The following is a 25,272-nucleotide window of genomic DNA, read 5'->3' as shown; positions in this document are numbered from 1 at the left end:
GTAGATGAAAAATAATAAAACACAGATTAAATCTTTATTGTTTAGAGGTTAAAAGTATTAAATTATATATAATGAATTTAGTTATTAAAGGTTTTAGTTGGAATTTTATTACGCAAGTATATAAAGTTTTATTTTCTTCTTTAACCTTAGTTGTATTAGCAAGGTTAATTGATGTCTCTGACTTCGGTATTATAGGTATGGCAACTGTTTTTGTGCTATTTTTTAATACAATACAAAATATTGGGTTTGATAGTTCTATCATTTATTCTAAAAGTTTTAAAGAAAATCATTTACTTTCTTTATTTCTTTTAAATATAATTTTAGGGGTTTTTATTTATCTAGGAGGATATTTATTATCACCATTTTTATCATATTTTTATGATAATAAAGAAATAGAATCGATCTTTAAAGTACTTGTTTTAACAGTCTTATTATCTAGCTTTGGTATTGTTTCTAGAGGTTATTTGCAAAAGAAATTAGATTTTAAAAGATTAGCTATAGTAGAAATAATTGCTATTACTATATCAGGAGTTATTGCAGTTTTTTTAGCAATAAAAAATTATGGTTACTGGTCTTTAATAGTTCAGCAATTAGTTACAGTTGGTTTAACTTCTTTGGGTTTTTTACTTATAACATTTAAGAGTGTTTTTGGACATAAGTTTTTTTCATTTAAAATTATCTATGAACATTTAAAGTTTGGGTATAATGTATTTATTTTTAACGTTTTAAATTTTTTCGCTCAGCAATTAGATGTTCTTTTAATTGGTAAATTACTTGGTGAGGAACAGTTAGGGATATACTTATTAGCCTTCAATTTAATTTTAAAACCAATATCATTATTAGTTCAGATTTTCAACAAAACTATTTATCCCGTTTTAACAAAAGTTAAATCATCTTTAATTAGAGATAGTTATATTAGTTTTACATATTCATTTTTCTTTTTTTTAGCGCCATTAATTATTTTTCTTGTATCTATAAGTCAAATTTTGGTACCAGAGCTTTTAACTAATAAATGGATTGAAACTTTACCACTTCTTTTAATTTTTGGTTACCAATGTGTTAGAATGATAATAGCATCTCCATCAGGACTATTATTTTTAATAACAGGAAACCCAAATAAACAATGGAAATATGCAATATTTATATCTATTCCTTTAAGGTTTATTGGAGTGTTTTTAGGTTACTTTTTTTTTAAATCTGCTTTAGGTATAGCTTTGGGCATCAATTTATTTGCTACAATTGAAATGTTTGCTGGGTTTTATATTACCTTTAAATTAATAAATTTAAAAATATATAATTATTTAATGTATTTTAAAAACTACTTTTTTTCACTATTCTTACTTATTACCTTATTATTTATTATTAATACGTTTATTTCTTTAGTTTGGTTTTCATTTTTAATGCAGCTCTTAACAATAATAATATTTGTATTTTTTAATAGAAATGAAATAGGAATTAATATAAAAAAAGTTAAAGAAATTTTATGAAAAAAATAGGAATAGTAACTACTTGGTTTGAAAGGGGAGCTGCTTATGTCTCTAAACAATTTAAAGAAATTTGGGAAGAAGAAAACGAAGTATTTATATACGCTAGAGGTGGTGAGGATGTTGCCTCTAATGACCCAAAGTGGGAGACAAAACAGATTACTTATGGTAAAAGGTATTCTTACACAAAGTTAGATAAAATAGACCTTAAGCATTTTGAAAATTGGGTTAAAACAAATAATCTAGACATTGTTTTTTTTAATGAACAGCATATTTGGTCACCAGTTTTATTGTGTAGAGAACTAGGAGTAACAATTGGTTCTTATATAGATTATTACACAGCATCAACAGTTCCTTTATTTGGTGTTTTCGATTTTCTAATTTGCAATACTAAGAGACATTATAATGTCTTTAATTGGCATCCACAAGTTTTTTATATTCCTTGGGGTACAAACCAGAATATATTTAACAAAACACAAAAAAAAATCACAAAATTAAATGAAATAGTTTTTTTCCATTCAGCAGGAATGAATCCTTATAGAAAAGGGACAGATTTTTTGATAAAAGCATTTAACGAATTAGATTCAGATATAGCAAAGTTAATTATACATTCTCAGGCAGATATTTTTAATTTTTTTCCGAAATTAAAAAATGTATGTGAAGATTTAATAAAACAGAACAAACTAGAAATTATAAATGGAACAATATCCGCACCTGGTTTGTATCATAAAGGTGATGTTTATGTATATCCAACTAGATTAGAAGGAATTGGTTTGTCTATTGCGGAAGCAGGGAGTTGTGGAATGCCGGTAATAACAACAAATGAAGCACCAATGAATGAGTTTGTTGTTGATAAAAAAAATGGTCACTTAATTAATGTTTCGTCCAGAAAAGAGAGAAGGGATAAATATTATTGGAAAGAGAGCTATGTAGATATAAATCATTTAACATTTTTATTACAAGATTATGTTACTAATTCTCTGAATTTAGAAGAAAGAAAGAGAAATGCAATAGCCTATTCAGAAGAAAACTTTAATTGGTCTCAGAATGCTAAAAATATATTACCAATTGTAAAGGAGGTAAAAAAAATAGAAAATGATACAGAATTAATTTTTAATATTAAGAAGTACGAGCAATCTAGAGGGCTCAAATTTTATTTAAGTAATTTGGTGTTATATGATAAGGTTAAAAATAAAATTAAAAATCACCTAATAAAGTGATATTAAAAAAATACTTACTAAAGTAGAGTTTGTTTATGAAAATATTGATTGTTAATACTTTATATTATCCTAATAGTATTGGAGGTGCAGAGAAATCAGTACAAATTTTAGCTGAAAAACTAGTACTTTCAGGACATGTTGTAAAAGTTGTTTGTTTAGATAAACAAGACTCAAATTATGAAATAAAAGGAGTTAGTGTTAATGCTTTAAAAATTAAAAACAATTATTGGCCTTTTGATAATAGTACTAAGTCTCCATATCAGAAATTTTTATGGCATTTAAAAGATTCTAAGAATACCAACTATCTTAGTGAGTTTAATAAAATATTTATAGAATTTAAACCAGATGTTTTATTTACAAATAATTTAAGTGGCTTTTCTACCAATATTTGGTCAATAGCAAAGCAATTTAAGGTAAAGATAGTTCATACTTTAAGAGATTATTATTTACAATGTCCAAAAATAACAAAGTTTAAAAATGAAAAAAATTGTAAAACTCTTTGCGTAGATTGTAAATTACTTTCTATTACAAAAAAGAAAGATTCAGCTAAAGTAGATCATGTAATAGGTATTAGTAATTATATTTTACAAGATCATTTAAAAAATGGATATTTTAAAGATGTGCAGAATCAAGTAATTTATAATGGTTTTAATATTAAGAGTAAACATAATTCTATAAATAATGATAAAATTGTGTTTGGTTATATTGGTCAGGTTAATAAATCGAAGGGTGTTGAGTTGTTATTACAAAGTTTCTTAAATATAAAAAGTAAGAATTGGCAACTTTTAATTGCAGGAAATATAGAGGAAAAATATCTTAATTATTTAAAAGGAATTAATAATTCTGATAAAATAAAATTCTTAGGGTTTATAAATAGCAATGATTTCTTTAAGAAAATAGATGTGTTAATTGTGCCTTCATTATGGCACGAGCCTTTCGGAAGAGTTGTTTTAGAATCTTTAATACATAAAAAACCTGTTATTGGTAGTAAGAGAGGTGGCATCATAGAACTTTTGTCGAATAATAAAGCCTTTATTTTTAACCCGGATGATGAAAATTTAGATCTTCTTATCGAAAAAATAATTTTAGACAAGAATTTTTTAAATAGTTTTAATTTTAATGAGGAGTTTCTTAAACAGTTTAAAGTAGAAAAAGTTGTGGAGGAGTATTTAAATGTGTTTCATAAATTATTGATCAATGAGGGTAAAATTAAATAAGCTTTTTTTTTGGTCTATTCTTTTAACAATAATATCTACACAAGGTGTTTTAACTTTTGTCGTTTTTAAATTTCTTGGTAATTGGGAATTAAAAAAACTTATCCATCCTCTTTCTTTTTTTTTAATTTGTTTTCTGTTCCTTTTTAAAGCAATAAAAAAAATAAAAGTCACCATTATAGACTCACTTTTTATTCTATATTTTTTGGGGTTATTTATAGTATTGTTGTTTAATAATAATGGATTACAATCTTTATATATTTCGTTTAGAGAAGTGTATTTTTTATTTATTCTCATTTTTATATTTCAAAAATTAGAAATCGAAGAAAAAGAGTGGAATAAAATATTAAACCTTCTTTTTTATTTACTAATATTAAATACAGGGTTTATAATATTAACCTATGTTTTAGGGCCAAAGAGTTATATGGAATTAATGACAGGACGTTATAGATGGGGAATTGATCCTGAATATAAATTTAAAATGACTAATTTTTCTAAATTTTGGAGATCTCCAGCTCTTATTGGTAATCCTGCATCTGTAGGTTATTTTAGTATTTTAACTTATCTTTTAATGGATCAAAATGAAAAATTTAAAAAGAAGAAATACTTTGCATTAATACCTTTAATTTTTTCATTTGTAAGAAGTCCATACTTGATTTTTATAGTATATGAGTTTTTTAAGTTTTTTACCAAAAAGAAAAATTTGAAGAAGTTAGTTTTACTTTTAAAGGTTGGAATGCCTGTTGGTGTTTTAACATTTATTTCTTTAGCTAAAAATAATATTTTATCAACAGCATCTTTATATGATAGAGTTCATTTATGGACTACTCAGATTAATGTAGATTATAATTTTCTTTTTGGAGGAGCAATTGGTAATGTAGGAGGAGGTGTTAGAGGAATAGGTGGTTTTATAGAGACTATAGATAGTTCTTGGTTCTTTTTTTTATTTTCATCTGGGTTTATAGGAATTGTTTTAATTATTCTTTTTATTCTTCAAAAAATTAAAAATAATAATAAGTCCTTTTTTATTTTAATAGCCTTTTTTTTAGCTGGTTTTCTTGTTCATTTAACACAAAGCATTGTGTTTTTAGGAATCTTTCCGTTATTGTTTATAAAAATAAAAAAAGAGAAAGTAATACATAATTTAGAAAAATGAAAATAAGTATTTTACATAAGTTCTTTTTAAGTTTCACTTTAGTTTTAGCATCTTTTCCTTTACTTCCTTTTGGAGTTAGAAGTGTCGTAACTGTTATCTGGTGTCTATCTGGTATTTTATTTTATTTTAAAGAAAATAAGATTAATGTTAAATTGAATAAAGAAATATGGGTGTTTTTAATTCCGTATTTAATATTAATTTTTTCATTAATTTATTCTAAAAATACAAATGAAGGAATAAATACCTTAACTAAAATGTTGTCTTTTATAATTATTCCAATTCCTTTTTTTTTAAATAGAAATATTTTTAATAATAAAAATGTGTTTAGAATTATATATGTTTTTTCTATTGCCGTTGTTTTACTAGTTCTTTATCAATTAAGTGTAGTCTTATTTAATATGGACTATTTATTGGAAGGATTATCAGTATCAGAAATAAAAATTAACGGATACAAATCTATTCATGAGGTTACTGAAGAAGCTGTTTCAAGAATCAAGCTTAGAAGGTTTAGAAGTTTTATAAATACCATTTCAAACACACATACTACTTACCAAGGATTATGGATATCTTTTACTATTTTTATATTTAGTGCTTCAATTTATAAAAGGAAGATATGGGCTGAAAGAGTCGTTTTATTCTTTTTAGTAGTTATCTTGTTAACTTGGTTATACCTTATTTCAACTAGAATGCCTTTATTGTCTCTTTTAGTATCTAGTATTATAACTATTGTTGTTTTTGGTAGATTAACAAAAAAGAAGTTGTTTTATTTAGGTTTTACTTTTTCGCTAATTTGTATTCTTACATTATCGTTTAAGAACCCACTATCTATAAGGGTAAAAGAGTATTTTAACACAGGGTTTCAGGTTTTAAATAAAAGTTCAAAAATTAATGATTATAATTCTTCAAATGTTAGAAACGGTATATATTACTGTTCGTTAAATTTAATTCCTAAAAATTTATTTTTAGGTGTTGGTATTGGTGACATGCAAGATGAATTAAATAATTGTTATTCTACAGAACTTAGTTCTGTTATTTATAGTTGGAATGATTATAATACTCATAATCAGTATCTTTTATTTTTTGTTTCTTCTGGTGTTATTGGTTTTATAGCCTTTATGTTTTTTTTGTTTTATATGATAAGAAAATCTTATAGAGATAAAAATTTTATATATTTTTATTTTATAATATCTATTTGTCTGATGTTTTTAACGGAAAATATTTTAGTAAGATCAGATGGTGTTATCTTTTTTTCTTTCTTTAATTCGCTTTTATTTTTTAATACCCTAAAAAAGAAAAATTCGTATGATTATAATTAATTCAAGATTTTTAACTCAAAGAATTACAGGGGTTCAAAGGTTTGCAATTGAAATTTGTAAGGAGTTAAAAAAAAGTAATTTAGAAATTGAATTTGTTTCTCCAAAAAATATTATAAATTCTGAGATTGCAGAAGAATTAGATATAAAAAAAATTGGTAATTTAACAGGTCATTTATGGGAGCAAATAACATTACAATTGTATGTTAGCAAAAAAGATGCCTTATTAATTTCATTATGTAATACTGCTCCTCTTTTTTTAAAACATCAAATTGTAACAATCCATGATCTAAGTTTTAGGTTATTTCCCGAATGGAATTCAAAAATGTTTTCATTGGTATATAATTTTATGATACCGATTATAGCTAAAAAGGCAGACCATATATTAACAGTTAGTAATAGCTCTAAAAAAGAACTGATTAGTGAATTAGAAATACCTGAAAATAAAATTAGTGTTATCTACAATGCTGTAAGTACCATTTTTTTAGAAAAAGATGCACAAGAAAAAGAAAGTTATAAAAATGAAGAAGATTATATTCTAACAGTTTCTTCTTTTCATCCTAGAAAAAATTTAAAAAGATTAATTGAAGCATTTCTTATATTACCTGATAAAAAATTAAAGTTATATATTATTGGTAATTTTGATAAAAATTTTGCTTTTGAGGCTTTAAATATAGAAGAACATCATTCTCGCATTAAAATACTAACAGGTGTAAATGATTATGATTTAAAAGGATTTTATAAGAACGCAAGGCTTTTTGTATATCCTAGTTTGTATGAAGGTTTTGGTATACCAATAATAGAAGCTATGAGTTGTGGTGCTCCTGTATGTGTTTCTAATATAGATGTTTTTAAAGAAGTTTGTGGTAACAATGCGGTGTATTTTAATCCTAAAAGTACAGCGGATATAAAAGATAAAATTATTTTATCAATAAATAAACCTAAGCAAGTATTTAATCAATTGGATAAATATAGTTGGACGAAGTCTGCTAGTTTCTTAAAAATAAAAATTTTAGAATTAGAGGCAAAGCATTTAAAAAAGTAAAACCTTTTTAATAAATGAATCTTCTTGTTGTGTGTAAATATGGTTTTAGTAGGTTATTTGATGTTGTAGTTTTTTTAAAATATCATCTGTTATATTACATGTGTTTTTAGGTTTTACTATAGGGTCTATTAACACCATTGTTATTTAGTTTTTTCTACAAGAAGTTCAATTTTAGAGGTTTATTTGTATATCCCTTTTAAGTTTAGAAAAATTACTGTCATTTTTTTGATTTTACACTATTTTATAAGGCAACATTCCATAAATTTGGGCTAAAAAGCTAGAAATTAAATGAGAAAAGCACTAGTACATGACTGGTTTTATACAAATGGTGGAGCCGAAAAAGTAGTTCATTCAATTGGTAATATTTGGGATGATTTAGAATATCACTCACTTATAGATTTTTTAGATGAAAAAGACAGATCTTTTATTTTAAAAGGAAAAAAAGTTAAAACTAGCTTTATTCAAAAGTTTCCAACAGCTAAAAAGAATCATAGAAAATTTTTGCAATTTTTTCCAAAAGCGATAGAATCCTTTAACCTTAACGACTATGAATTAGTAATTTCTTCTTCGTCATCGATAGCTAAAGGTGTTTTAACAAACCAAAACCAATTACATATTTGTTATTGCCATTCTCCAATGAGATATGCATGGAATTTATATCATGAATATTTAGAAGATAAAAACCTAACAACAGGTTTAAAAGGGTGGTATGCCAAACGAGTTTTACATAAATTAAGAACTTGGGATGTTATTTCTACCAATAGAGTAGACCATTTTGTAGCTAATTCTAATTACATAGCCCAAAGAATAAAGAAAATTTATAATAGGGAAGCTACTGTTATTTATCCACCTGTAGATATACAAAATTTTCCGTTAGAAGAAAATAAAGAAGACTATTACGTAGCAGCTTCTAGATTAGTTTCTTATAAGAAAATTGCTTTAATTGTTGAAGCTTTTAATAAAATGCCAAATAAAAAATTAAAAGTTATTGGAGAAGGACCAGAGATGTCTAAAATTGTTGAAATTGCTAAAAGCAATGTAGAAATTTTAGGAAGAAAAAAACAAGATGACATGGTTAAAATTCTACAAAAAGCAAGAGCATTAGTTTTTGCCGCTGATGAGGATTTTGGAATTTTACCTGTAGAAGCTCAAAGTTGTGGTACACCAGTTATTGCACTAAATAGAGGTGGGTTAAAAGAAACCGTGATTAATAATGAAACTGGTGTGTTTTTTCAAAAACAAGAAACTACAGATATTATGGAAGCTGTAAACAAATTTGAGACTTTAAAATTTGACGCTAAGATAATTAGAAGAAATGCAGAGCGTTTTAGTAAAGAAAGGTTTGAAAGAGAATTTAAAGAATTTGTAGAACAAAAAATAAAAAATCTTTAATTTGAGAAAAAGATATTCAACATATATAAAACCAGTATCATTTTTTTTTGATTTATTAATAATAAACTTAGTAATCTTTTTTATCTATGATTCTGAGTTTTTAAATAAATTTTTTCTAGTTTACATTTCCCTATTTTGGTTAATTTCTTCTTTAGTTTTAGGATACTATAATACGTATAGAAATACCAAACTTTATCAGCTTATTAAAATATTAATATCCCAGACGGTTATTTTTATTTTAGGCTATTTTACTTATTTTGGTTTTTTTAGAGAGGGGGTTGTTATTAATAATCAAGCAAAAATTTTAACAATAATTATAGCATTTTTATGGATCTTCAAACTTTTTGTTTTTTATTCGATAAGATTATACAGGTCTAAAGGTAATAATTACAGAAACGTTGTTGTTTTAGGGAGTGATAGTTCAACAAAAAAAATTATACAAACATTAATAGAAGATAAGGAATTAGGATATAAGTATCTAGGTTTTTTTTCAGATAAAGTAAAAGTTAATAAGTTGTATTTAGGTACTATTAAAGCTAGTTTTAAATATGTGTTAAAAAATGAAGTTGATGAAATATTCTGTTCTTTAGATGAATTAAAAGAAGTAGAATTAAGAAAAATAAGAAAGTTTGCGAATAGAAATAATTTAATACTAAAATTAATACCTAACTCAAGAGAAATATATAATAAAGATTTAAATACAGAGTATTTTGGTAATTCTTTACCAATTTTAAATGTAAAAAAATTACCACTTGAAATCTTTGAGAATAGAGCTTTAAAAAGATTTTTTGATATTTTATTTTCTTTTTTAATCGGTATACTTGTTTTTTCATGGCTATTTCCTATTATTATTCTTATTATAAGAATTGAATCTAAAGGGGCAACAATTTTTAAACAAAAAAGAGAAGGTATAAATGGAGGAGACTTTATGTGTTATAAATTTAGATCTATGTATCAAGAAAAATCAATAGATGCAGGCCATACAAAGAAAAATGATGCCAGAATTACTAAAGTAGGAGCTTTTTTAAGAAAAACAAGTATTGATGAATTTCCTCAATTTATTAATGTATTTTTAGGTCAGATGAGTATTGTAGGGCCAAGACCACATATGAATATTCATTCTTTAAAATTTGATAAAGAAGTTAATAATTATATGAAAAGAAAGTCTGTAAAACCAGGAATTACTGGTTTGGCTCAGGTTAGTGGTTATAGAGGTGAAATACAAAAAAAATCAGATATAGAAAATAGAGTTCGTTTAGATGTTTTTTATATAGAAAATTGGTCATTTTTATTAGATATTAAAATTATATTTAAAACTTGTATGAATATTTTTAAAGGAGAAGAGAAAGCATATTAAATAAATGAAAGAGAAATTAGACATAACAGTATCTATTGTTCTTTATAATGAAAATTTAGAGGAGCTTACCGAAACAATAAATTGTTTTTTAAGTATTCCACTAAAAAAGAAACTTTATTTAATAGATAATACTCCTGAAAAAATGTTTAATAATCTTTTTTTACAAAATGAAATAGAATATATAGCTATTGGACATAATATAGGTTTTGGCTCTGGACATAATATAGTTTTAGATAAAATTGATAAAAGCTCTAGGTTTCACTTAGTATTAAACCCAGATGTTTTTTTTAAACCAACAGTTATACTTAACTTAATTAAAGAATTAGCAAACAATAAAGAGGTTGCAATGATTGCGCCAAAAGTTTTGTTTCCAGATGGTAGGCATCAGTATTCTTGCAGAAGGTATCCTTCTGTTTCAGAGTTAATTGCTAGGAGGTTTTCATTGTTAAAACCATTTTTTACAGCTGTTATTTTAAAAGGAGAATACAGAGAAAGAGATTTAAAAGTGCCTTTTTTTGCAGAATATATTACAGGCTGTTTTCAATTATACAGAACAGAAGACTTTATAGCATTAAAAGGTTTTGATAAGCGATATTTCTTATATATGGAGGATGTTGATATTTGTAAAAAAATAGATGTATTACAGAAGAAAAAAATCTATTTTCCTCAAGAAGAAATCATACATGTTTTAAAACAAGGCTCTTCTAAAAGCAAAAAATTATTTTTACGACATACTTTATCTGTGGTTAAATATTTCTTTAAATGGGGGTTTTAAGAACGCAAAGTTCTTAAATAGAATTTCGTTTTCCTTTAAATTGTCTATACAATCAAAGGGGAATCCAATATTTTTAAAATATATTTGCAATAACAACAACACAACAAACAATGAATGTACTTATTTTAGGTTCTGGAGGTAGAGAACACGCTTTTGCAATTAAATTATTAGAAAGTAAAAAAATTAATAAACTATTTGTAGCTCCAGGAAATGCCGGAACAGACAAAATTGCCACCAATATTAATATTGATGCTACAGATTTTGAAGCGGTTAAAAAAGTAACCTTAGAAAACGACATTAAAATGGTTGTTGTTGGTCCAGAAGTACCTTTGGTAGCTGGCGTTCACGATTTCTTTTTGGCAGACGAAAAGTTGAAAGATATTCCTGTAATCGGACCTAAAAAAGACGGAGCATTGTTAGAAGGATCTAAAGATTTCTCTAAACAATTTATGCAAAAACATGGCGTTCCAACAGCCAGATATCAATCTTTTACGAAAGATAATTTACAAGAAGGTTTTGATTTCTTAGAAACCTTAGCACCACCTTTTGTATTAAAAGCAGACGGTTTAGCAGCAGGAAAAGGAGTATTAATTTTAAACTCTTTAGAAGAAGCAAAAACCGAATTAGAAGATATGGTTTCTAACAAAAAATTCGGAGAAGCATCTACAACCGTTGTTATCGAAGAATTTTTAAAAGGAATAGAATTATCTGTCTTTGTTTTAACAGACGGAAAAAGCTATAAAATTTTACCATCAGCAAAAGATTATAAGAGAATTGGCGAAGGTGACGCAGGTTTAAATACTGGCGGAATGGGCGCAATATCTCCCGTACCATTTGCAGATAAAGCATTTTTAGATAAAGTAGAAGAATTGGTTGTAAAACCAACAATTGCAGGTTTACAAAAAGACGGAATAGATTACAGAGGTTTTATTTTTATTGGTTTAATGAACGACAACGGAAACCCTTCTGTGGTAGAGTATAACGTGAGAATGGGAGATCCGGAAACGGAAGTTGTTTTACCAAGAATTGAGTCAGATTTATTTGAATTGTTCGAAGGAGTGGCACATCAAAATTTACATGAAAAATCATTTTCTGTAACCGATAAAACGGCAACAACCGTAATGTTGGTTTCTGGCGGATACCCAGATGCATACGAGAAAAATAAAGAAATTACAGGTTACGATACCGTAGAAGATTCTTTCGTTTTTCATGCAGGTACTACCATTAAAGATGGTAAAGTGGTTACAAACGGAGGTAGAGTTATCGCGGTAACTTCTTTTGGTAACACCATTGAAGAGGCTTTAGAAAAGAGTTATAAAAGTATAGATAAGATTCATTTCGATAAAATGAATTACAGAAAAGACATTGGTTTCGATTTAGTGTAAATTTATTTTTATTTGGGCGTTTTAACAGGCTTGGAATTTATCTTGAGCGGAGTCGAAAGATTATATCTTTTTTTCAGAAAAAGAAAAAAAGGATGCCATTTCAATCCCTAACGCACTTGTTTAAAAGCAACTGTTTTATCCGAGTTTTTTAGTGATGATTAAAAAATGAAAGCGAGCCAAAATAAAATAATAATTGCACCCTTAAATTGGGGTTTAGGTCATGCAACACGTTGTGTGCCTATTATAAATGCATTATTAGAAAATAATTTTACACCCATTATTGCATCAGACGGAAACGCTTTAAGCTTTTTAAGAAAAGAGTTTTCGAACTTAGAATATATAGAAATCCCAGCTTATAATATTTCTTACCATAGAAATTTAAAGTTGGGATTACTTTTGCAAATACCTCAAATTTTAAAAGCAGTTAGAGAAGAGTCTAAAATTATTAATGATTTTATACTTAAAAATACAGACGTTGTTGGTGTAATATCAGATAACAGATTCGGAGTAAGAAGCTCGTTAGTTCCTTCGGTTTACATAACCCATCAAGTAAATGTTTTATCTGGTAGTACTACTTTTTTTACCTCTTATTTTCATCAACAAATAATAAAAAAGTTTGATGAATGTTGGATTCCCGATAATGAAAATTCTCAGTTTTCAGGAAAACTATCATCAACCAAAAAAAATCTGAACACAAAGTTTATTGGAGTTTTAACTCGTTTTAAAAAACAAGAATTAACTCAAAATACAGACGTTTTAATCATTCTTTCTGGTATTGAACCCAACAGGTCATTCTTAGAGAAAAAGTTAATCTCAGTCTTTAAAAACGACACTAGAAACATTTTTTTTGTTTTAGGTAAAATCGAGTCCGCAAAAAAAAGTTGGAAAATAGGAAATACTACTTTTTACAATTATGTACTATCACACGAACTTCAAGATTTAATAAACGCAAGTAAAATTATTATTTGTAGATCTGGTTATTCCTCTATAATGGATTTGGCTGTTCTGGGTAAAAAAGTATTTTTTATTCCAACAGAACAACAAGATGAGCAAGAATATTTAGCATCATTTTTAGAAGAAAAAAAGTATGCTCCATTTTCTAAAATGAAAGATTTTGTAAAAGAAGATGTTTTTAAAGTTGAAGATTATAAAGGTTTAAAAACTGTAGAAACAATATTAGATTCAGATTTATTTAGCCTTTTCGAGCGTAAAAGAAAACTCTGATCCTTCGCCATAAGTACTCTTTAGTAAAATGGTTTCGTTATGTGCTTCTATGATGTGTTTTACAATAGACAAACCTAAACCAGAACCACCTTGTTCTCTAGATCTGCTTTGGTCTACTCTATAAAATCGCTCAAAAAGACGCGAAAGGTGTTGTGGTTTAATCCCTTCACCATTATCTATTGTTTTAACAATAAATTTATTTTCATTGTAACTTTCTACCGCAACAATAGTAGTACCGTTTGGTTTACCATATTTAATAGAGTTTACAATTAGGTTTATTAAAACTTGTTCAATTTTTTCTGCATCTCCTTTTACAAATACAGGAAATTCATGAATTCTATCAAATTTTAAGATAATGTTTCTTTTTTTAGCTCTCATTTCAAACATGTCAAAGACATTTTGTACAAGTTCTAAAATATTAAAGACATCTTTATTTAGTTTCATACCATCATTTTCTAATTTAGCAATCATATCTAAATCTTTAATAACAGCAACCAATCTTTCTACTCCTTTATTGGCTCTTTCTAAGTATTTTGTTCTAATTTCTTTGTCATTTACGGCTCCTTCAATTAAGGTTAAAATATAGCCTTGTACCGTAAATAAAGGTGTTTTTAGTTCGTGTGCAACATTTCCTAAAAAATCTCTTCTAAAAGAATCTCTCTCTGTTAAACTTTTTATTTCTAGTCTTTTACCTTCTACAAATCTTTGCATTCTTTTAGAAAGTTTTTCAATATCTGTAGTTACAGAATCTCTTCGTAAATCGTTTACATCTAAAATAGAAACATCTTCATATATTTTTTTAAGACGTCTGTAAATAAAGTGTTCTGTTCTATACTGAATGATAAAAAAGGAAATTACAAAAAGAACTACAATAGAAAAAAAGACAGAAACGGCACCAATATAATTAGAAAAAAAATAATAGGATATTAATGCGATAACAACAGTAAGCATTGTTAAATATACGGCAGACCAAAGTGCGTAAGAATACGTTTTTTTAATTTTCATGAGGCAATTTTAATGTTCTGCACCTTCTAAAACAAACTTATAGCCAACCCCTTTTACAGTTTTAAAGTGGTCGTCACCAATTTTTTCACGCAGTTTTCTAATGTGTACATCAATAGTTCTACCGCCTACAACAACTTCATTTCCCCAAACGGTATCTAATATAACTTCTCTTTTAAAAACTTTACCAGGTTTAGAGGTTAACAAAGAAAATAATTCGAATTCTTTTCTAGGTAGCGATATTCTTTTTCCTGCCTTATAGACTACATATTCATCTCTATCGATAACAATATCACCAATTTTAAAAGTTTCTTCGCTATCTTTTTTTGTTTTTAGTCTTCGTAAAAGAGATTTTACTTTACTTATTAAAACTTTAGGTTTAATAGGTTTTGTAATATAATCATCTGCACCGGCTTCAAAACCAGCTAATTGAGAATAGTCTTCGCCTCTAGCTGTTAAGAATGCAATAATAACGTTTTCTAGTGATTTTACTTTTCTAATTTTTTCGCAAGCTTCTATACCGTCCATTTCTGGCATCATAATATCTAATAAAATTAGATGAGGAATATTTTTCTTAGCAGCTTTAACAGCTTCTACACCATTTGTTGCTGTAAATATCTGATAACCTTCATTTTTTAAATTGTAACCAACAATTTCTATAATATCTGGTTCATCATCTACCAATAAAATTTTAATATCACTTTTATTCATATAACTAGTTAAAGTACCGTTGAATATCAAAAATAGTAATAATTATATTAGCAAGTCTATTACTTAACAATCATTTAATCTCAAACAAGTCTATTAACGTTAATGTAACATTAAAATATATTATTGATTAAAATTTAGTTTTTTTTTAATTTTATTAGTTGAATAATAAATTAAGCTATTAATAATTCAATTATATGTATTTTTACTTGAATAATCTAAAATAGTTGCAGCATGAAAAAAAACTACATTTTTACTTTATTAATTACACTTTGTTTAACAGGTGTTTCTTTTGGTCAAGAAATGCTATTAAACGGAGGTTTAGAAAATTGGGATGATGATACGTCTCCAACAAGTTGGACAAAAGCAGAGAGTTTAACCAAAATAACAACAGAAATACATGGTGGTTCTTTTTCAGCGGTTAGAAATGGTGAATCTGGGACTAAAGATTTAGGACAAACAATTACAGGAATTGTTCCTGGTGAAAGCTATACAGTAAGTTTTTGGTATAAAGTTACTGCCGGAGATGATAAGGATGCAAGAATTTGGTGTACTTGGAAAAATGGTTCAACTACAGTTTATCATGCAGGAGATGGAAATGATCGTTCTGCTGATATTTTAAGAGGGCCAGAAGATGGTTATTTAGATAATAATGGTGGTGTTTGGACAAAACACGAAGTTATCGTTACTGCTCCTGCAGGTGTAGATCGTTTTTATTACGAGGTAAGATCTTATTCAAACTCTGTTACTTATTGGGATGATTTATCATTTATTAAAAATACAACAGCATCAGTAAAAAATAATGCTATAGAAGGTTTTGCAACATACCCAAACCCAATTACAGATAAAAATTTTACGATTTCTAGTAATAGTTCAGATACTAAACAAGTAGCTATTTTTAGTGTTATTGGTAAAAAAGTGTTTTCTACTTCTTTTACAGGTTTAAAGAAAAACTTAGATGTTTCTACAGTAAACTCTGGAATCTACATTTTAAAAGTTACAGAAGATGGTAAAACAGCTACTAAAAAATTAGTGATTAGATAATTTCTAAACACCTCTTTATTATAAAAGCTCCGAATTAAATTCGGAACTTTTTTATTTTTAGTATCTTACTAGGTGAACAAGAAAATATATTGCTATGAATTTACCTTTAAAACTTAATGATGTTCTTTTTTTAGATATTGAAACTGTGCCAGAATATGAAGATTGGGAACAGCTTGCAGAAGAAACGCAAGTACTGTACAATAAGAAAACTGAATACCAACGTAAAGAAGATGTTACGGCCGAAGAGTTTTATGAAAGAGCTGGTATTTGGGCAGAATTTGGCAAGATTGTTTGTATTTCTGTTGGGTATTTTGTTGATGTTGAAAAGAGAAAACAATTGCGTTTAACTTCTTTTTATGGTGATGATGAACATCTACTTTTAACGGAGTTTAAATCGTTACTAAACTTACATTTTAATAAGAAAAGCAATGTTTTATGTGCACATAATGGTAAAGAATTCGATTTTCCTTTTATCGCCAGAAGAATGATTGTACATCAAATAGAATTACCAAGTAAATTAAACTTGTTTGGTAAAAAGCCCTGGGAAGTTCCGCATATAGATACACTAGAACTATGGAAATTTGGCGATTATAAACATTATACATCACTAAAATTATTAACGTCTATTTTAGGTATTCCATCACCAAAAGATGATATTGATGGGAGTGAAGTGGCTAAAGTCTATTACCAAGAAAAAAACCTACAAAGAATTGTAACCTATTGTGAAAAGGATACCATTGCAGTGGCTCAAATTTTATTGCGTTTTAACAACCAAGAATTATTGAAAGCAGAAGATATTGTGAGTGTTTAATAATTATTACACGGATATTTATATAGGAAAACTGAGAAAATGATGGTTTTTTTCCTGCAAGGTTTTAAGAACCTTGTAGGTCTTTTTTATTAGGTACATTTTTGGTATAACACCTACAAGGTCAAAAAAAAGACCTTGCAGGTGAATAAAATTATTTGTTTACTCAGTGCGTCTTTGCGCAATTTCTCAGCGAATCTCTGTGTAACAACCTTTTTTAATCTTCTAATTTCATAGAAAGCTCTAACCAGCGTTCTTCTTTTTGCTCTAAATTAGCGATTGTTTCTTGTAATTCTTCAGATTTTTTAGCAATATCATCAGGCGCAATTTCTACATTTAAAAATTCTGCTTCTATCGTTGCTTTTCTTCTTTGAAGTCTTTCAATATCTCCTTCTAAAGCCCCAAACTCTCTTTTTTCATCAAAAGTTAAGGTGTTTTTATTTGATTTTTTAACCTCTTTTTTATCTTCCTGTTTCCCTATAGGTTTTGCTACAACTTCTGTTAAAGCAGAACCATCATCGTACGCTCTAAAATCTGAGTAGTTTCCTGGAAAATTCTCTACAACACCTTCGCCTCTAAAAACAAATAATGCGTCTACAATTTTATCCATAAAATACCTGTCATGCGAAACAACTAATAGGTTACCAGGGAAATCTAATAAGAAACTTTCTAATACATTTAGTGTTACAACATCTAAATCGTTTGTTGGCTCATCTAAGATTAAAAAGTTAGGATTCTGAATTAAAACAGCACATAAGTATAAACGTTTTTGTTCTCCTCCAGATAGTCTTTCTACAAAATCGTATTGTTTTTTCTTGTCGAATAAAAAACGCTCTAATAATTGTGATGCAGAAATTTTTCTTCCTTTAGTTAAAGGGATAAATTCTCCAAATTCTTTAACAACATCAATTACTTTTTGTCCTTCTTTTATTTCTATACCAGCTTGTGTATAGTAACCATACTTTACAGTTTCACCTAAAATAACTTTACCAGCATCTAATTCTGCCGTTTCTGTAATAATATTTAAGAAAGAAGATTTACCGGTTCCGTTTTTACCAATAATACCAATACGTTCTCCACGTTTAAAGACGTAATCGAAATTCTCTAAAATCTTTTTATCACCAAAAGACTTAGAAACCTTATGAAGTTCGAGAATTTTACTTCCTAAACGTTCCATATTTATTTCTAATTGCACTTGATGATCTTGTCTACGTTGATGTGCTTTTTCTTTAATTTGATAAAAGTCATCTGTTCTAGATTTCGATTTTGTAGTTCTTGCCTTTGGTTGCTTACGCATCCATTCTAATTCTTTTTTAAATAAACTTTTAGCTTTCCCTAAATTGGTTGCTTCTAAAGCTAAACGTTCTTCTTTATTTTGTAAATAGTAAGAGTAATTACCCTTGTATTTATATATTTTACCTTCATCTAACTCTAAGATTTCGTTACAAACACGTTCTAAGAAATAACGGTCGTGCGTAACCATAAATAAAGTGATTTTTTCTTTTGCAAAGAAAGCTTCTAACCATTCGATCATTTCTAAATCTAAATGATTTGTAGGCTCATCTAAAATTAATAAATCTGGTTTATTAATTAAAACGATTGCTAGAGATAACCGTTTTCTTTGTCCACCAGAAAGTGCACCTACTTTTAAAGTTAAATCGTCTAACTTTAATTTTGATAAAATTTGTCTGTATTGTGTTTCAAAATCCCAAGCATTGTATTGTTCCATTTGCTCAAAAGCAGTTTGGTATGCATCGGTATCGTCTAGGTTTAATAATGCTTTTTCGTATTGGTTAACAATAGAAAGAATTTTATTATCTGTAGCAAAGATGGTTTCTTCTATGGTTAAATCTGGATTAATATCATCTTTTTGAGCCAAATAAGCAATAGAAATACCTTTTCTACTAACTACTTGCCCAGAGTCTGGAACATCTAAACCAGCTATAATATTTAAGATAGATGTTTTACCACTACCATTTTTAGCTACAAAGGCAACTTTTTGGTCTTTACTAATTCCAAAAGAGATGTCTTCAAATAAAACGCGTTCTCCGTATGACTTAGAGATATTTTCAATAGATAAATAATTCACAGAAATAAATTTATTTTTTGCAAAGAAACAAAAAACCAAAGCGTTAACTTAGGTTTTTGATGGCATTTAATTTTTTTAGAGGAATAAATTAAATATTTTCTAATAATAAATAAATATCTGGTAAAATAAAGCACGAGTTTATTACTTATAATCGTAAATTTTTGTCTCTGTAAAAATGATAGTACAAAAAAAAAGAACCCTTAAGTTAAACTTAAGAGTTCTAGTAGTTAGTTAGTTGATTTTTTACTGTTTAGTTAATTTTTTTGGTAAAAGTTTTTCTTTTTTTTGATACTGTAGTTAAATAAATTTCTTTTTTAAAAGTATTTAGATCCACAGTATTATTTTTAAAGGTATTGTTTAACCTAATAAATTCTAATACAATAATAATGTAAATATATAATGAATAAAGGTACTTGTCAATACCCGAAAATGGTGAAATTTCACCTCCCTGAAAATGGTGAGATGACTCCCTGAAAATGGTTATGTAAAATTTAAAACCCCAGGCTATACCTAGGGTTTTAAAGGATGATTGGTAATAAGTTATTTATTGTTTAATAAATTTCTGAGTAAAAGTTTCTTCTTCGTCGGTTAATTTTATTAAATAAATTCCTTTTTTTAGGGTGCTAATATTTATAGCATTATTTTTAATACTCCCCGTTCTTATTATTTGACCTAATACATTTGTAATACTATAATTAGGTGATATTAAACTAAAATTAGGATTGATATTTAAAATATCTCTCGCAGGGTTTGGATAAACCATTTTATCGCCATTAAATAAACTATTGTTAGTTGTAAAACCTATGTTTTTAGTAGGCAGTGCATTAATAGCGTTTTCGGCAGCTTTATTGCCAACGATACCTTTAATAGTTACTTGGTCTATATAGATGTAATCGTTATTACTAGAGGCGTCATTTTGAAACCTGAAGGCAGCATTAGTTGCAAAATTTACATCAGTATTATTTAAATTGATTTTAGCGGTGTAGAATTTGTCATTTTCAAAATTTGTTCCACTTGCCCAAGCAGCTACTGTAGTCCAAGAAGACCCATTGTAATAACGTAGCCAAAAATCTTCTCCGTTTTCCATAGAATAAGAATAGAAATAGAATTCTACTTCAACAGAATTGTAACTAGTTAAATTAAATGTTGGTGATGTCATTGCAGATTCGGTACCAGAATTATCTCTAATTCTAATTGAAGAATTACCTTGGTAAGAGCTAGTGCCAGTATATCTATAGCAATCAGTTCCTCCGTCAGACCAACCGCTCCAGTCAGATTCAAAATAAGCTTCATGTAGCATTGTTGTAGATGCTGTTACTGCAGCAGCAGCCGTAATATTTACAGTATAATCTTCGGTTTCTCCATAATCAAAAGAATTACAAGCAGAAGGAGTTGTATTGTATTGCATAACAACACGCATTCTTGTTGGTCCTGTAATTGCAGATGTTGGCACTGTGAAAGAACCACTTATTGGTGTTGTTTCTGAAGTTGTAACAGTCCAAACAATTTCTCCACTATCAGTAAAGTCACCATCTTTATTATAATCAATAAAAACAGCATAACCTTCATTATATGCAGTTCCTGTCCAGATAGGAGTTATTGTAATTGTAGAAGAAGTTCCTTTAGTTAAATTTGTAGATTGAGAAGTGTAATCTGTATATCCACTAGGTGCTCCTCCGGTTGTATTGTTAATACTTCCTAAAACTACTTTACTAATATATTCATCATTTACACTATTTCCATTAGAGTTACAATAATTTAATTGAACATCTTTAGTAGTAAAATTAGCAGATTGGCTATATGCTGATGTAGAATTATTTGAACATTTACTTCTTACTTGTACTTCGTATGAAGTACTTGGCGTTAAGCCTGATAAAGAAGTAGAAGTTGTAGCGGTAGTAGTGTTTGTCCAGGTAGAAGTTCCTGTTTTTCGATATCTAAAATCGTAAGAAGTACCTGTAACTGCACTCCAAGAAGCAGTTGCGGTAGAAGAATCAAAATTATCAATAGTAAGACTTGTTGGAGTTGTAGCATTACAGACAGCAGGAGTTCCTGTTAAACCAGTTACTATTAAAGAGTAATTTTGACTTCCACCAATTAAAGTTCCCTTATGGGTTACTTTAATTGTATAAGTTCCTGATGCATTTGCAATATCTACTCTTTCATAAGGATCTACGGTATTATCTCCTTTTCCGTTAGTGGTAACACCCGTTAGTTTCCATGGTGTGTATGTAGTTTGGTTTTTTGAGACTCTAATATCTAAATCATTTACTAAAACAGCTGTATTTGAATTTACTTTTGTTGTTGCTACCCCCGCTCTATCTGTCCAAGAAATTGAAGCCATTAAATCATTCACTCCGTCAGAATCTACAGTAATTTGGTATGTTTGACCGCTTGTTAAAGTTAATTCTTCAATTTTAGATTCAGTACCGTTTTGTGTAATTGCAACCGCTGCTTTTTTAGCATTCATTAATCCCCATCCAAAAATAGCATCAGGACCATTGGCACCTGCATCATCTGCAGTATGTAAAGCAATTCCTTTTAACGTAGAAGCTTTTATAAATGAACCCCTAACATTGTTGGCGTGTTGTTGTAAAATTAATAACGTACCAGCAACGTTTGGAGATGCCATAGAGGTTCCTGTAATACTATTGTATGCAGTATCGCTAGATTCATAAGTAGAATAAACGGCAGTTCCGTTTCCTGTAATATCTGGTTTAATACGGTAATCGTCTGTTGGTCCTTCGCTGCTAGAAGAGTTTATGGTAACAGAAAGTAGGTTTCCATTGGCATCAATATTTGCATCATTAGCATTGGCTACAACCATTCCGTTTTTAGAGGTTGCATGACCAGATAGCTTATCATAAGAAGAATTTCCATTTAAAGGAGTTCCGTTTGCAGAATTATCATTTCCGTCATTTCCTGCAGCCACAACCATTAAAAAGTTAGGAGCATTAAACATAACGTTATCCCAATCTCTAGAATCAGAAATATATCCTCCAAAATAATAATCTGGAAGTTGAGGTTGCCCTTGTTGATTTCTTGTAGCAAAACCATAAGAGTGATTTGAAACTAACATTCCGTTTGAAGCAGCATTTGTAGCTTCTGAAGTATCATTATTCCAATCATAACCAACCGCTCTTGCTTGTGGTGCCATTCCTTTTGCTTTTGCAACTACACCAGAAGCAATAATAGTACCTGTTACATGTGCAGAATGATAGTTTAATGTTGTTGTGCCGTCTCCAATAGAAAATCTATTTGTTCCGCCAGCTCCATCATATTCTTGATGAGAAGTTCTTGCTAAACCACCATCCCAAACATGTGCAATCATATTTTGCCCCATAAGATTTAAGCCTAAAGATCCGCCAGAATTTAGGTGGTTTGTTCTTGTAGATTTTGCTGCAGCAACATTAAATGTTGTGTAGTAAATTGGTTTTCCGTTTACTACTTTTTGAAGTTCAAGTAATTCGCCTTTTTTGTTAGTAAACCTAACATCCCATCCTTTCTTTTTTGCTATTTTAAGTGCCTTTTCTTTTTCAAAAGAAGACTTTTCTTTAAGTTTATTTTCTAAAGTACTTAATGTTTTTTGATTGTACTTGGCACTAATTTTTTTTAATTCAACTTGCTTTTGTGCATGCAGGTTTAAGCTGAATGCGAAAAAAACTCCTATAATAAGAAGTTTACTGAAGTAATTTGTTTTCATTGTTTTTGTAGTTTTCAATTAATGATTGTTTGGGTTAATTTTATCGCCTTTTTTTTTGAAAGTCTAAACGATAAGACTTAATAGAGATGTGTATTATTAATTTTATTTAATAATATATTACGAATAATTTTTATTTTTGTGTGGATTAGTAAATATTTATAAATTATTCTTTACAAAATTATATTTTTATTACGGATCTTGCAATCACTGAAAATGGTGAAATTTACCATCACTGAAAACAGTGGGATAACTAACTGTTTTCAGTGAGAATGAGAAAGTAAAATTGAAATCTTGTTTTTTTACATCTCCTATATTAATAGTATATTGCGCTCATATTTATTGATAAAAAAAAGATATGAAAATAATAGTACCAATGGCCGGAATTGGGTCTCGTTTAAGACCTCATACATTAACAGTTCCAAAACCTTTAACAGTAATTGCAGGAAAACCAATTGTACAACGTTTAGTAGAAGATATTGCTTCTGTTATTGATGAAGAGATTGATGAAATTGCATTTGTTATCGGTACAACAGCCAAAGGATTTCCTACAGATACAGAAGCACAATTATTAAAAATTGCTGCAGAATTAGGTGCTAAAGGATCTGTTTATGTACAAGAAGAAGCTTTAGGAACAGCACATGCAATTTACTGTGCTAAAGAATCTTTAAGCGGACCGTGTGTTGTAGCGTATGCAGATACTTTATTTAAAGCAGATTTTACGTTAGATGTAAATGCAGATGGTGCAATTTGGGTAAGTAAAGTAGCAAACCCAAGTGCTTTTGGTGTTGTAAAATTACAAGATGGTTTTATTACAGATTTTATAGAAAAACCAAAAGACTTTGTTTCTGATTTAGCTATTATTGGAATTTATTACTTTAAAAGTGGCGATAAATTATTAGAAGAAATTCAATATTTAATCGATAACGATTTAAAAGAAAACGGAGAATATCAACTTACCAATGTTTTAGAATCTTTAAAACAACAAGGATCTAAATTTGTACCTGGTACAGTTAGCGCTTGGATGGATTGTGGTAAAAAAGACCCAACGGTAGATACAAACAAGCAAGTTTTAGGTTTTGAGCATGAAGCTGGTAATAATTTAGTAGCTAAAGATGTAGTTTTAGAAAATTCAGAAATTATTCAACCATGTTTTATTGGGAAAAATGTAGTGCTTAAAAATACAAAAATAGGACCGTATGTTTCTATTGGAGCAAATAGTGTAGTAGAAAATTCTACGATTGTTAATTCTTTAATTCAATCTAATGTAGCAATTTCTAATGCAGATTTAGACAATGCAATGATTGGTAACCATGCTAAATATAATGGTAAATATACTTCTGTAAGTATTGGTGATTATACAGAATTAACATAAATGAAATTTAGAAGGAAGAACAAAGAGTTTGGAGAAAAGAACATTATTGGTTTTTATAACTATGTTCTTTTTTCTTTCTTCTTTGTTCTCTTTTCTTTAAACTCTTTCACACAAGATAGTATACCAATTGCTAAAGATTTAACAGAAGAAAAAGAGTTAGATTTTCAGCAATTTTTTTTTAAGGCTTTGTCAGAAAAATCAATTGGTAATTATCAAAAAGCTATTGAAAACTTAGAAAGCAGTAATCAGATCTTAGCAGGTAATATGGCTGTTTATTTTGAGTTTTCTAAAAATTATTTATTGCTTAATAAAACATTATTGGCAAAAGAGTATATCAATAGAGCACTGAGTAATGAACCCAATAATATTTGGATGTTACAGCATCTTGTTAAAATCCATATAAGAGATAAAAATTTTTCTGAAGCAATTGAGGTTCAGCAAAAATTGGTTGCAATTAACTTAAATGAGCAAGAGTTGTTGGTAAAGTTGTATTTAAATAATAAAGAAGAAGATAAAGCGATTTCTTTAATGAATACAATGGAGCAAAACAATGGACTTTCTACTTCTTTTAAAAGGTTGAAAGAAGGCTTAACTAAAAGAAACAATAAAGCAGTAGTTAAAGAGGGGATAACTAACGGTAGCTCTCTAGAAGAGCAATTTAAAGCGAATAATTCGTATGCCTTTTTACAACAAATTTTAATAGCATCTAAAGAGAATCCTGAAAAACTTTTAAAATATTCTGATGAAGGTATTTTACTGTTTCCTGCGCAGGCTTTTGTATATTTAATGAAAGGAAAGGCATTAAATTATCAGAAAAAGTTTAAAAAGGCGTTAATAAGTTTACAGAATGGTATCGATTTTGTAATTGAAGATACTATGGAAGTAGATTTTTATAAAGAAATGGCAGTTTCTTATAAGGGTTTAGGTAATATTATAGAAGAAAAAAAGTTTATTGAGAAATCAAAAAAAATAAAAGAATAA

20 protein-coding genes are annotated in these 25,272 nt (G+C 28.1%); 15 read left to right on the top strand and 5 right to left on the bottom strand.

The window, feature by feature from the left end; genetic code table 11:
• Positions 1-71 precede the first annotated feature (71 nt).
• Genes GQS58_RS04775 through GQS58_RS04765 form a run of 3 tightly spaced genes read left to right on the top strand, consistent with a single transcriptional unit; the run spans position 72 to position 3,921 of the window.
• On the top strand, positions 72-1,487 hold the full coding sequence (locus GQS58_RS04775) for a lipopolysaccharide biosynthesis protein (protein ID WP_166383417.1): 1,416 nt from the start codon (positions 72-74) through the stop codon (positions 1,485-1,487).
• A complete protein-coding gene (locus tag GQS58_RS04770; RefSeq protein ID WP_166383415.1) occupies positions 1,484-2,704 on the top strand; it encodes a glycosyltransferase family 4 protein in 1,221 nt (406 codons plus the stop codon). Before GQS58_RS04775 ends, GQS58_RS04770 begins: the two co-directional genes overlap by 4 nt.
• Before the next feature lie 35 nt (positions 2,705-2,739).
• Positions 2,740-3,921: a glycosyltransferase family 4 protein gene (locus GQS58_RS04765; RefSeq protein ID WP_166383413.1), complete on the top strand. Its 1,182-nt coding sequence runs from the start codon at positions 2,740-2,742 to the stop codon at positions 3,919-3,921.
• Here GQS58_RS04765 and GQS58_RS04760 read toward each other — a convergent pair.
• A complete protein-coding gene (locus GQS58_RS04760; protein WP_166383411.1) occupies positions 3,892-4,215 on the bottom strand; it encodes a hypothetical protein in 324 nt (107 codons plus the stop codon). The two genes, GQS58_RS04765 and GQS58_RS04760, sit on opposite strands and share 30 nt — an antisense overlap.
• 127 nt (positions 4,216-4,342) lie before the next feature.
• Between GQS58_RS04760 and GQS58_RS04755 the strand changes: the two genes are divergently transcribed.
• From GQS58_RS04755 to GQS58_RS04720, 8 genes are all read left to right on the top strand, one after another.
• Complete coding sequence (locus tag GQS58_RS04755) at positions 4,343-5,074, top strand: hypothetical protein (RefSeq protein WP_166383409.1); 732 nt, start codon at positions 4,343-4,345, stop codon at positions 5,072-5,074.
• Positions 5,071-6,390: an O-antigen ligase family protein gene (locus GQS58_RS04750; RefSeq protein WP_166383407.1), complete on the top strand. Its 1,320-nt coding sequence runs from the start codon at positions 5,071-5,073 to the stop codon at positions 6,388-6,390. The genes GQS58_RS04755 and GQS58_RS04750 overlap by 4 nt, the downstream gene beginning before the upstream one ends.
• Entirely contained in the window at positions 6,377-7,432 is a 1,056-nt protein-coding gene (locus GQS58_RS04745; protein ID WP_166383405.1) for a glycosyltransferase family 4 protein, read from the top strand. The genes GQS58_RS04750 and GQS58_RS04745 overlap by 14 nt, the downstream gene beginning before the upstream one ends.
• 288 nt (positions 7,433-7,720) lie before the next feature.
• Positions 7,721-8,824 carry a glycosyltransferase gene (locus tag GQS58_RS04740; RefSeq protein ID WP_166383403.1) on the top strand — a complete coding sequence of 368 codons (1,104 nt, stop codon included), beginning with the start codon at positions 7,721-7,723 and terminating at the stop codon, positions 8,822-8,824.
• Between the two features lies 1 nt (position 8,825).
• Complete coding sequence (locus tag GQS58_RS04735) at positions 8,826-10,181, top strand: exopolysaccharide biosynthesis polyprenyl glycosylphosphotransferase (protein ID WP_166383401.1); 1,356 nt, start codon at positions 8,826-8,828, stop codon at positions 10,179-10,181.
• A gap of 4 nt (positions 10,182-10,185) precedes the next feature.
• Positions 10,186-10,956, top strand: a complete 771-nt coding sequence (locus GQS58_RS04730; protein ID WP_166383399.1) for a glycosyltransferase — start codon at positions 10,186-10,188, stop codon at positions 10,954-10,956.
• A 110-nt stretch (positions 10,957-11,066) separates the two neighbouring features.
• Entirely contained in the window at positions 11,067-12,341 is a 1,275-nt protein-coding gene (gene purD / locus GQS58_RS04725) for a phosphoribosylamine--glycine ligase (RefSeq protein WP_166383397.1), read from the top strand.
• 165 nt (positions 12,342-12,506) lie between these two features.
• Positions 12,507-13,565 carry a UDP-N-acetylglucosamine--N-acetylmuramyl-(pentapeptide) pyrophosphoryl-undecaprenol N-acetylglucosamine transferase gene (locus GQS58_RS04720; protein ID WP_166383395.1) on the top strand — a complete coding sequence of 353 codons (1,059 nt, stop codon included), beginning with the start codon at positions 12,507-12,509 and terminating at the stop codon, positions 13,563-13,565.
• On the opposite strand, the gene GQS58_RS04715 is transcribed toward GQS58_RS04720, so the two are convergent.
• Both GQS58_RS04715 and GQS58_RS04710 read right to left on the bottom strand, forming a co-directional pair.
• Complete coding sequence (locus GQS58_RS04715) at positions 13,530-14,570, bottom strand: sensor histidine kinase (RefSeq protein ID WP_166383393.1); 1,041 nt, start codon at positions 14,568-14,570, stop codon at positions 13,530-13,532. The two genes, GQS58_RS04720 and GQS58_RS04715, sit on opposite strands and share 36 nt — an antisense overlap.
• 9 nt (positions 14,571-14,579) lie before the next feature.
• On the bottom strand, positions 14,580-15,278 hold the full coding sequence (locus GQS58_RS04710; protein ID WP_166383391.1) for a response regulator transcription factor: 699 nt from the start codon (positions 15,276-15,278) through the stop codon (positions 14,580-14,582).
• A gap of 231 nt (positions 15,279-15,509) precedes the next feature.
• Here GQS58_RS04710 and GQS58_RS04705 point away from each other — a divergent pair, with 231 nt between their 5' ends.
• Positions 15,510-16,319 carry a T9SS type A sorting domain-containing protein gene (locus GQS58_RS04705; protein WP_166383389.1) on the top strand — a complete coding sequence of 270 codons (810 nt, stop codon included), beginning with the start codon at positions 15,510-15,512 and terminating at the stop codon, positions 16,317-16,319.
• 94 nt (positions 16,320-16,413) lie between these two features.
• On the top strand, positions 16,414-17,130 hold the full coding sequence (locus tag GQS58_RS04700; protein ID WP_166383387.1) for a 3'-5' exonuclease: 717 nt from the start codon (positions 16,414-16,416) through the stop codon (positions 17,128-17,130).
• 214 nt (positions 17,131-17,344) lie between these two features.
• On the opposite strand, the gene GQS58_RS04695 is transcribed toward GQS58_RS04700, so the two are convergent.
• Together GQS58_RS04695 and GQS58_RS04690 are read right to left on the bottom strand one after the other, a co-directional pair.
• Positions 17,345-19,216 (bottom strand): ABC-F family ATP-binding cassette domain-containing protein, encoded by a 1,872-nt coding sequence (locus GQS58_RS04695; RefSeq protein WP_166383385.1) that lies wholly within the window; start codon positions 19,214-19,216, stop codon positions 17,345-17,347.
• A gap of 544 nt (positions 19,217-19,760) precedes the next feature.
• A complete protein-coding gene (locus tag GQS58_RS04690) occupies positions 19,761-22,919 on the bottom strand; it encodes a S8 family serine peptidase (protein WP_166383383.1) in 3,159 nt (1,052 codons plus the stop codon).
• Between the two features lie 355 nt (positions 22,920-23,274).
• Here GQS58_RS04690 and GQS58_RS04685 point away from each other — a divergent pair, with 355 nt between their 5' ends.
• Both GQS58_RS04685 and GQS58_RS04680 read left to right on the top strand, forming a co-directional pair.
• Positions 23,275-24,291, top strand: coding sequence for a sugar phosphate nucleotidyltransferase (locus tag GQS58_RS04685; protein ID WP_166383381.1), 1,017 nt, complete (start codon positions 23,275-23,277; stop codon positions 24,289-24,291).
• Entirely contained in the window at positions 24,292-25,272 is a 981-nt protein-coding gene (locus GQS58_RS04680) for a tetratricopeptide repeat protein (RefSeq protein WP_166383379.1), read from the top strand.

Source organism: Polaribacter sp. 11A2H (assembly GCF_011379025.1).
In the GTDB taxonomy this organism is placed as follows: domain Bacteria; phylum Bacteroidota; class Bacteroidia; order Flavobacteriales; family Flavobacteriaceae; genus Polaribacter.
Note: the sequence above shows the minus strand (reverse complement) of the source record. Positions and strands in the feature narration are given on the sequence as shown.

Coding starts and splice junctions, on each gene's coding strand:
- GQS58_RS04705 (WP_166383389.1), top strand. CDS start 15,510: ATGAAAAAAAACTACATTTTTACTTTATTAATTACACTTTGTTTAACA.
- GQS58_RS04740 (WP_166383403.1), top strand. CDS start 7,721: ATGAGAAAAGCACTAGTACATGACTGGTTTTATACAAATGGTGGAGCC.
- GQS58_RS04700 (WP_166383387.1), top strand. CDS start 16,414: ATGAATTTACCTTTAAAACTTAATGATGTTCTTTTTTTAGATATTGAA.
- GQS58_RS04690 (WP_166383383.1), bottom strand. CDS start 22,919: ATGAAAACAAATTACTTCAGTAAACTTCTTATTATAGGAGTTTTTTTC.
- GQS58_RS04680 (WP_166383379.1), top strand. CDS start 24,292: ATGAAATTTAGAAGGAAGAACAAAGAGTTTGGAGAAAAGAACATTATT.
- GQS58_RS04770 (WP_166383415.1), top strand. CDS start 1,484: ATGAAAAAAATAGGAATAGTAACTACTTGGTTTGAAAGGGGAGCTGCT.
- GQS58_RS04755 (WP_166383409.1), top strand. CDS start 4,343: ATGGAATTAATGACAGGACGTTATAGATGGGGAATTGATCCTGAATAT.
- GQS58_RS04730 (WP_166383399.1), top strand. CDS start 10,186: ATGAAAGAGAAATTAGACATAACAGTATCTATTGTTCTTTATAATGAA.
- GQS58_RS04750 (WP_166383407.1), top strand. CDS start 5,071: ATGAAAATAAGTATTTTACATAAGTTCTTTTTAAGTTTCACTTTAGTT.
- GQS58_RS04775 (WP_166383417.1), top strand. CDS start 72: ATGAATTTAGTTATTAAAGGTTTTAGTTGGAATTTTATTACGCAAGTA.
- GQS58_RS04715 (WP_166383393.1), bottom strand. CDS start 14,570: ATGAAAATTAAAAAAACGTATTCTTACGCACTTTGGTCTGCCGTATAT.
- GQS58_RS04765 (WP_166383413.1), top strand. CDS start 2,740: ATGAAAATATTGATTGTTAATACTTTATATTATCCTAATAGTATTGGA.
- purD (WP_166383397.1), top strand. CDS start 11,067: ATGAATGTACTTATTTTAGGTTCTGGAGGTAGAGAACACGCTTTTGCA.
- GQS58_RS04710 (WP_166383391.1), bottom strand. CDS start 15,278: ATGAATAAAAGTGATATTAAAATTTTATTGGTAGATGATGAACCAGAT.
- GQS58_RS04760 (WP_166383411.1), bottom strand. CDS start 4,215: ATGAGAATAAATAAAAAATACACTTCTCTAAACGAAATATATAAAGAT.
- GQS58_RS04720 (WP_166383395.1), top strand. CDS start 12,507: ATGAAAGCGAGCCAAAATAAAATAATAATTGCACCCTTAAATTGGGGT.
- GQS58_RS04685 (WP_166383381.1), top strand. CDS start 23,275: ATGAAAATAATAGTACCAATGGCCGGAATTGGGTCTCGTTTAAGACCT.
- GQS58_RS04745 (WP_166383405.1), top strand. CDS start 6,377: ATGATTATAATTAATTCAAGATTTTTAACTCAAAGAATTACAGGGGTT.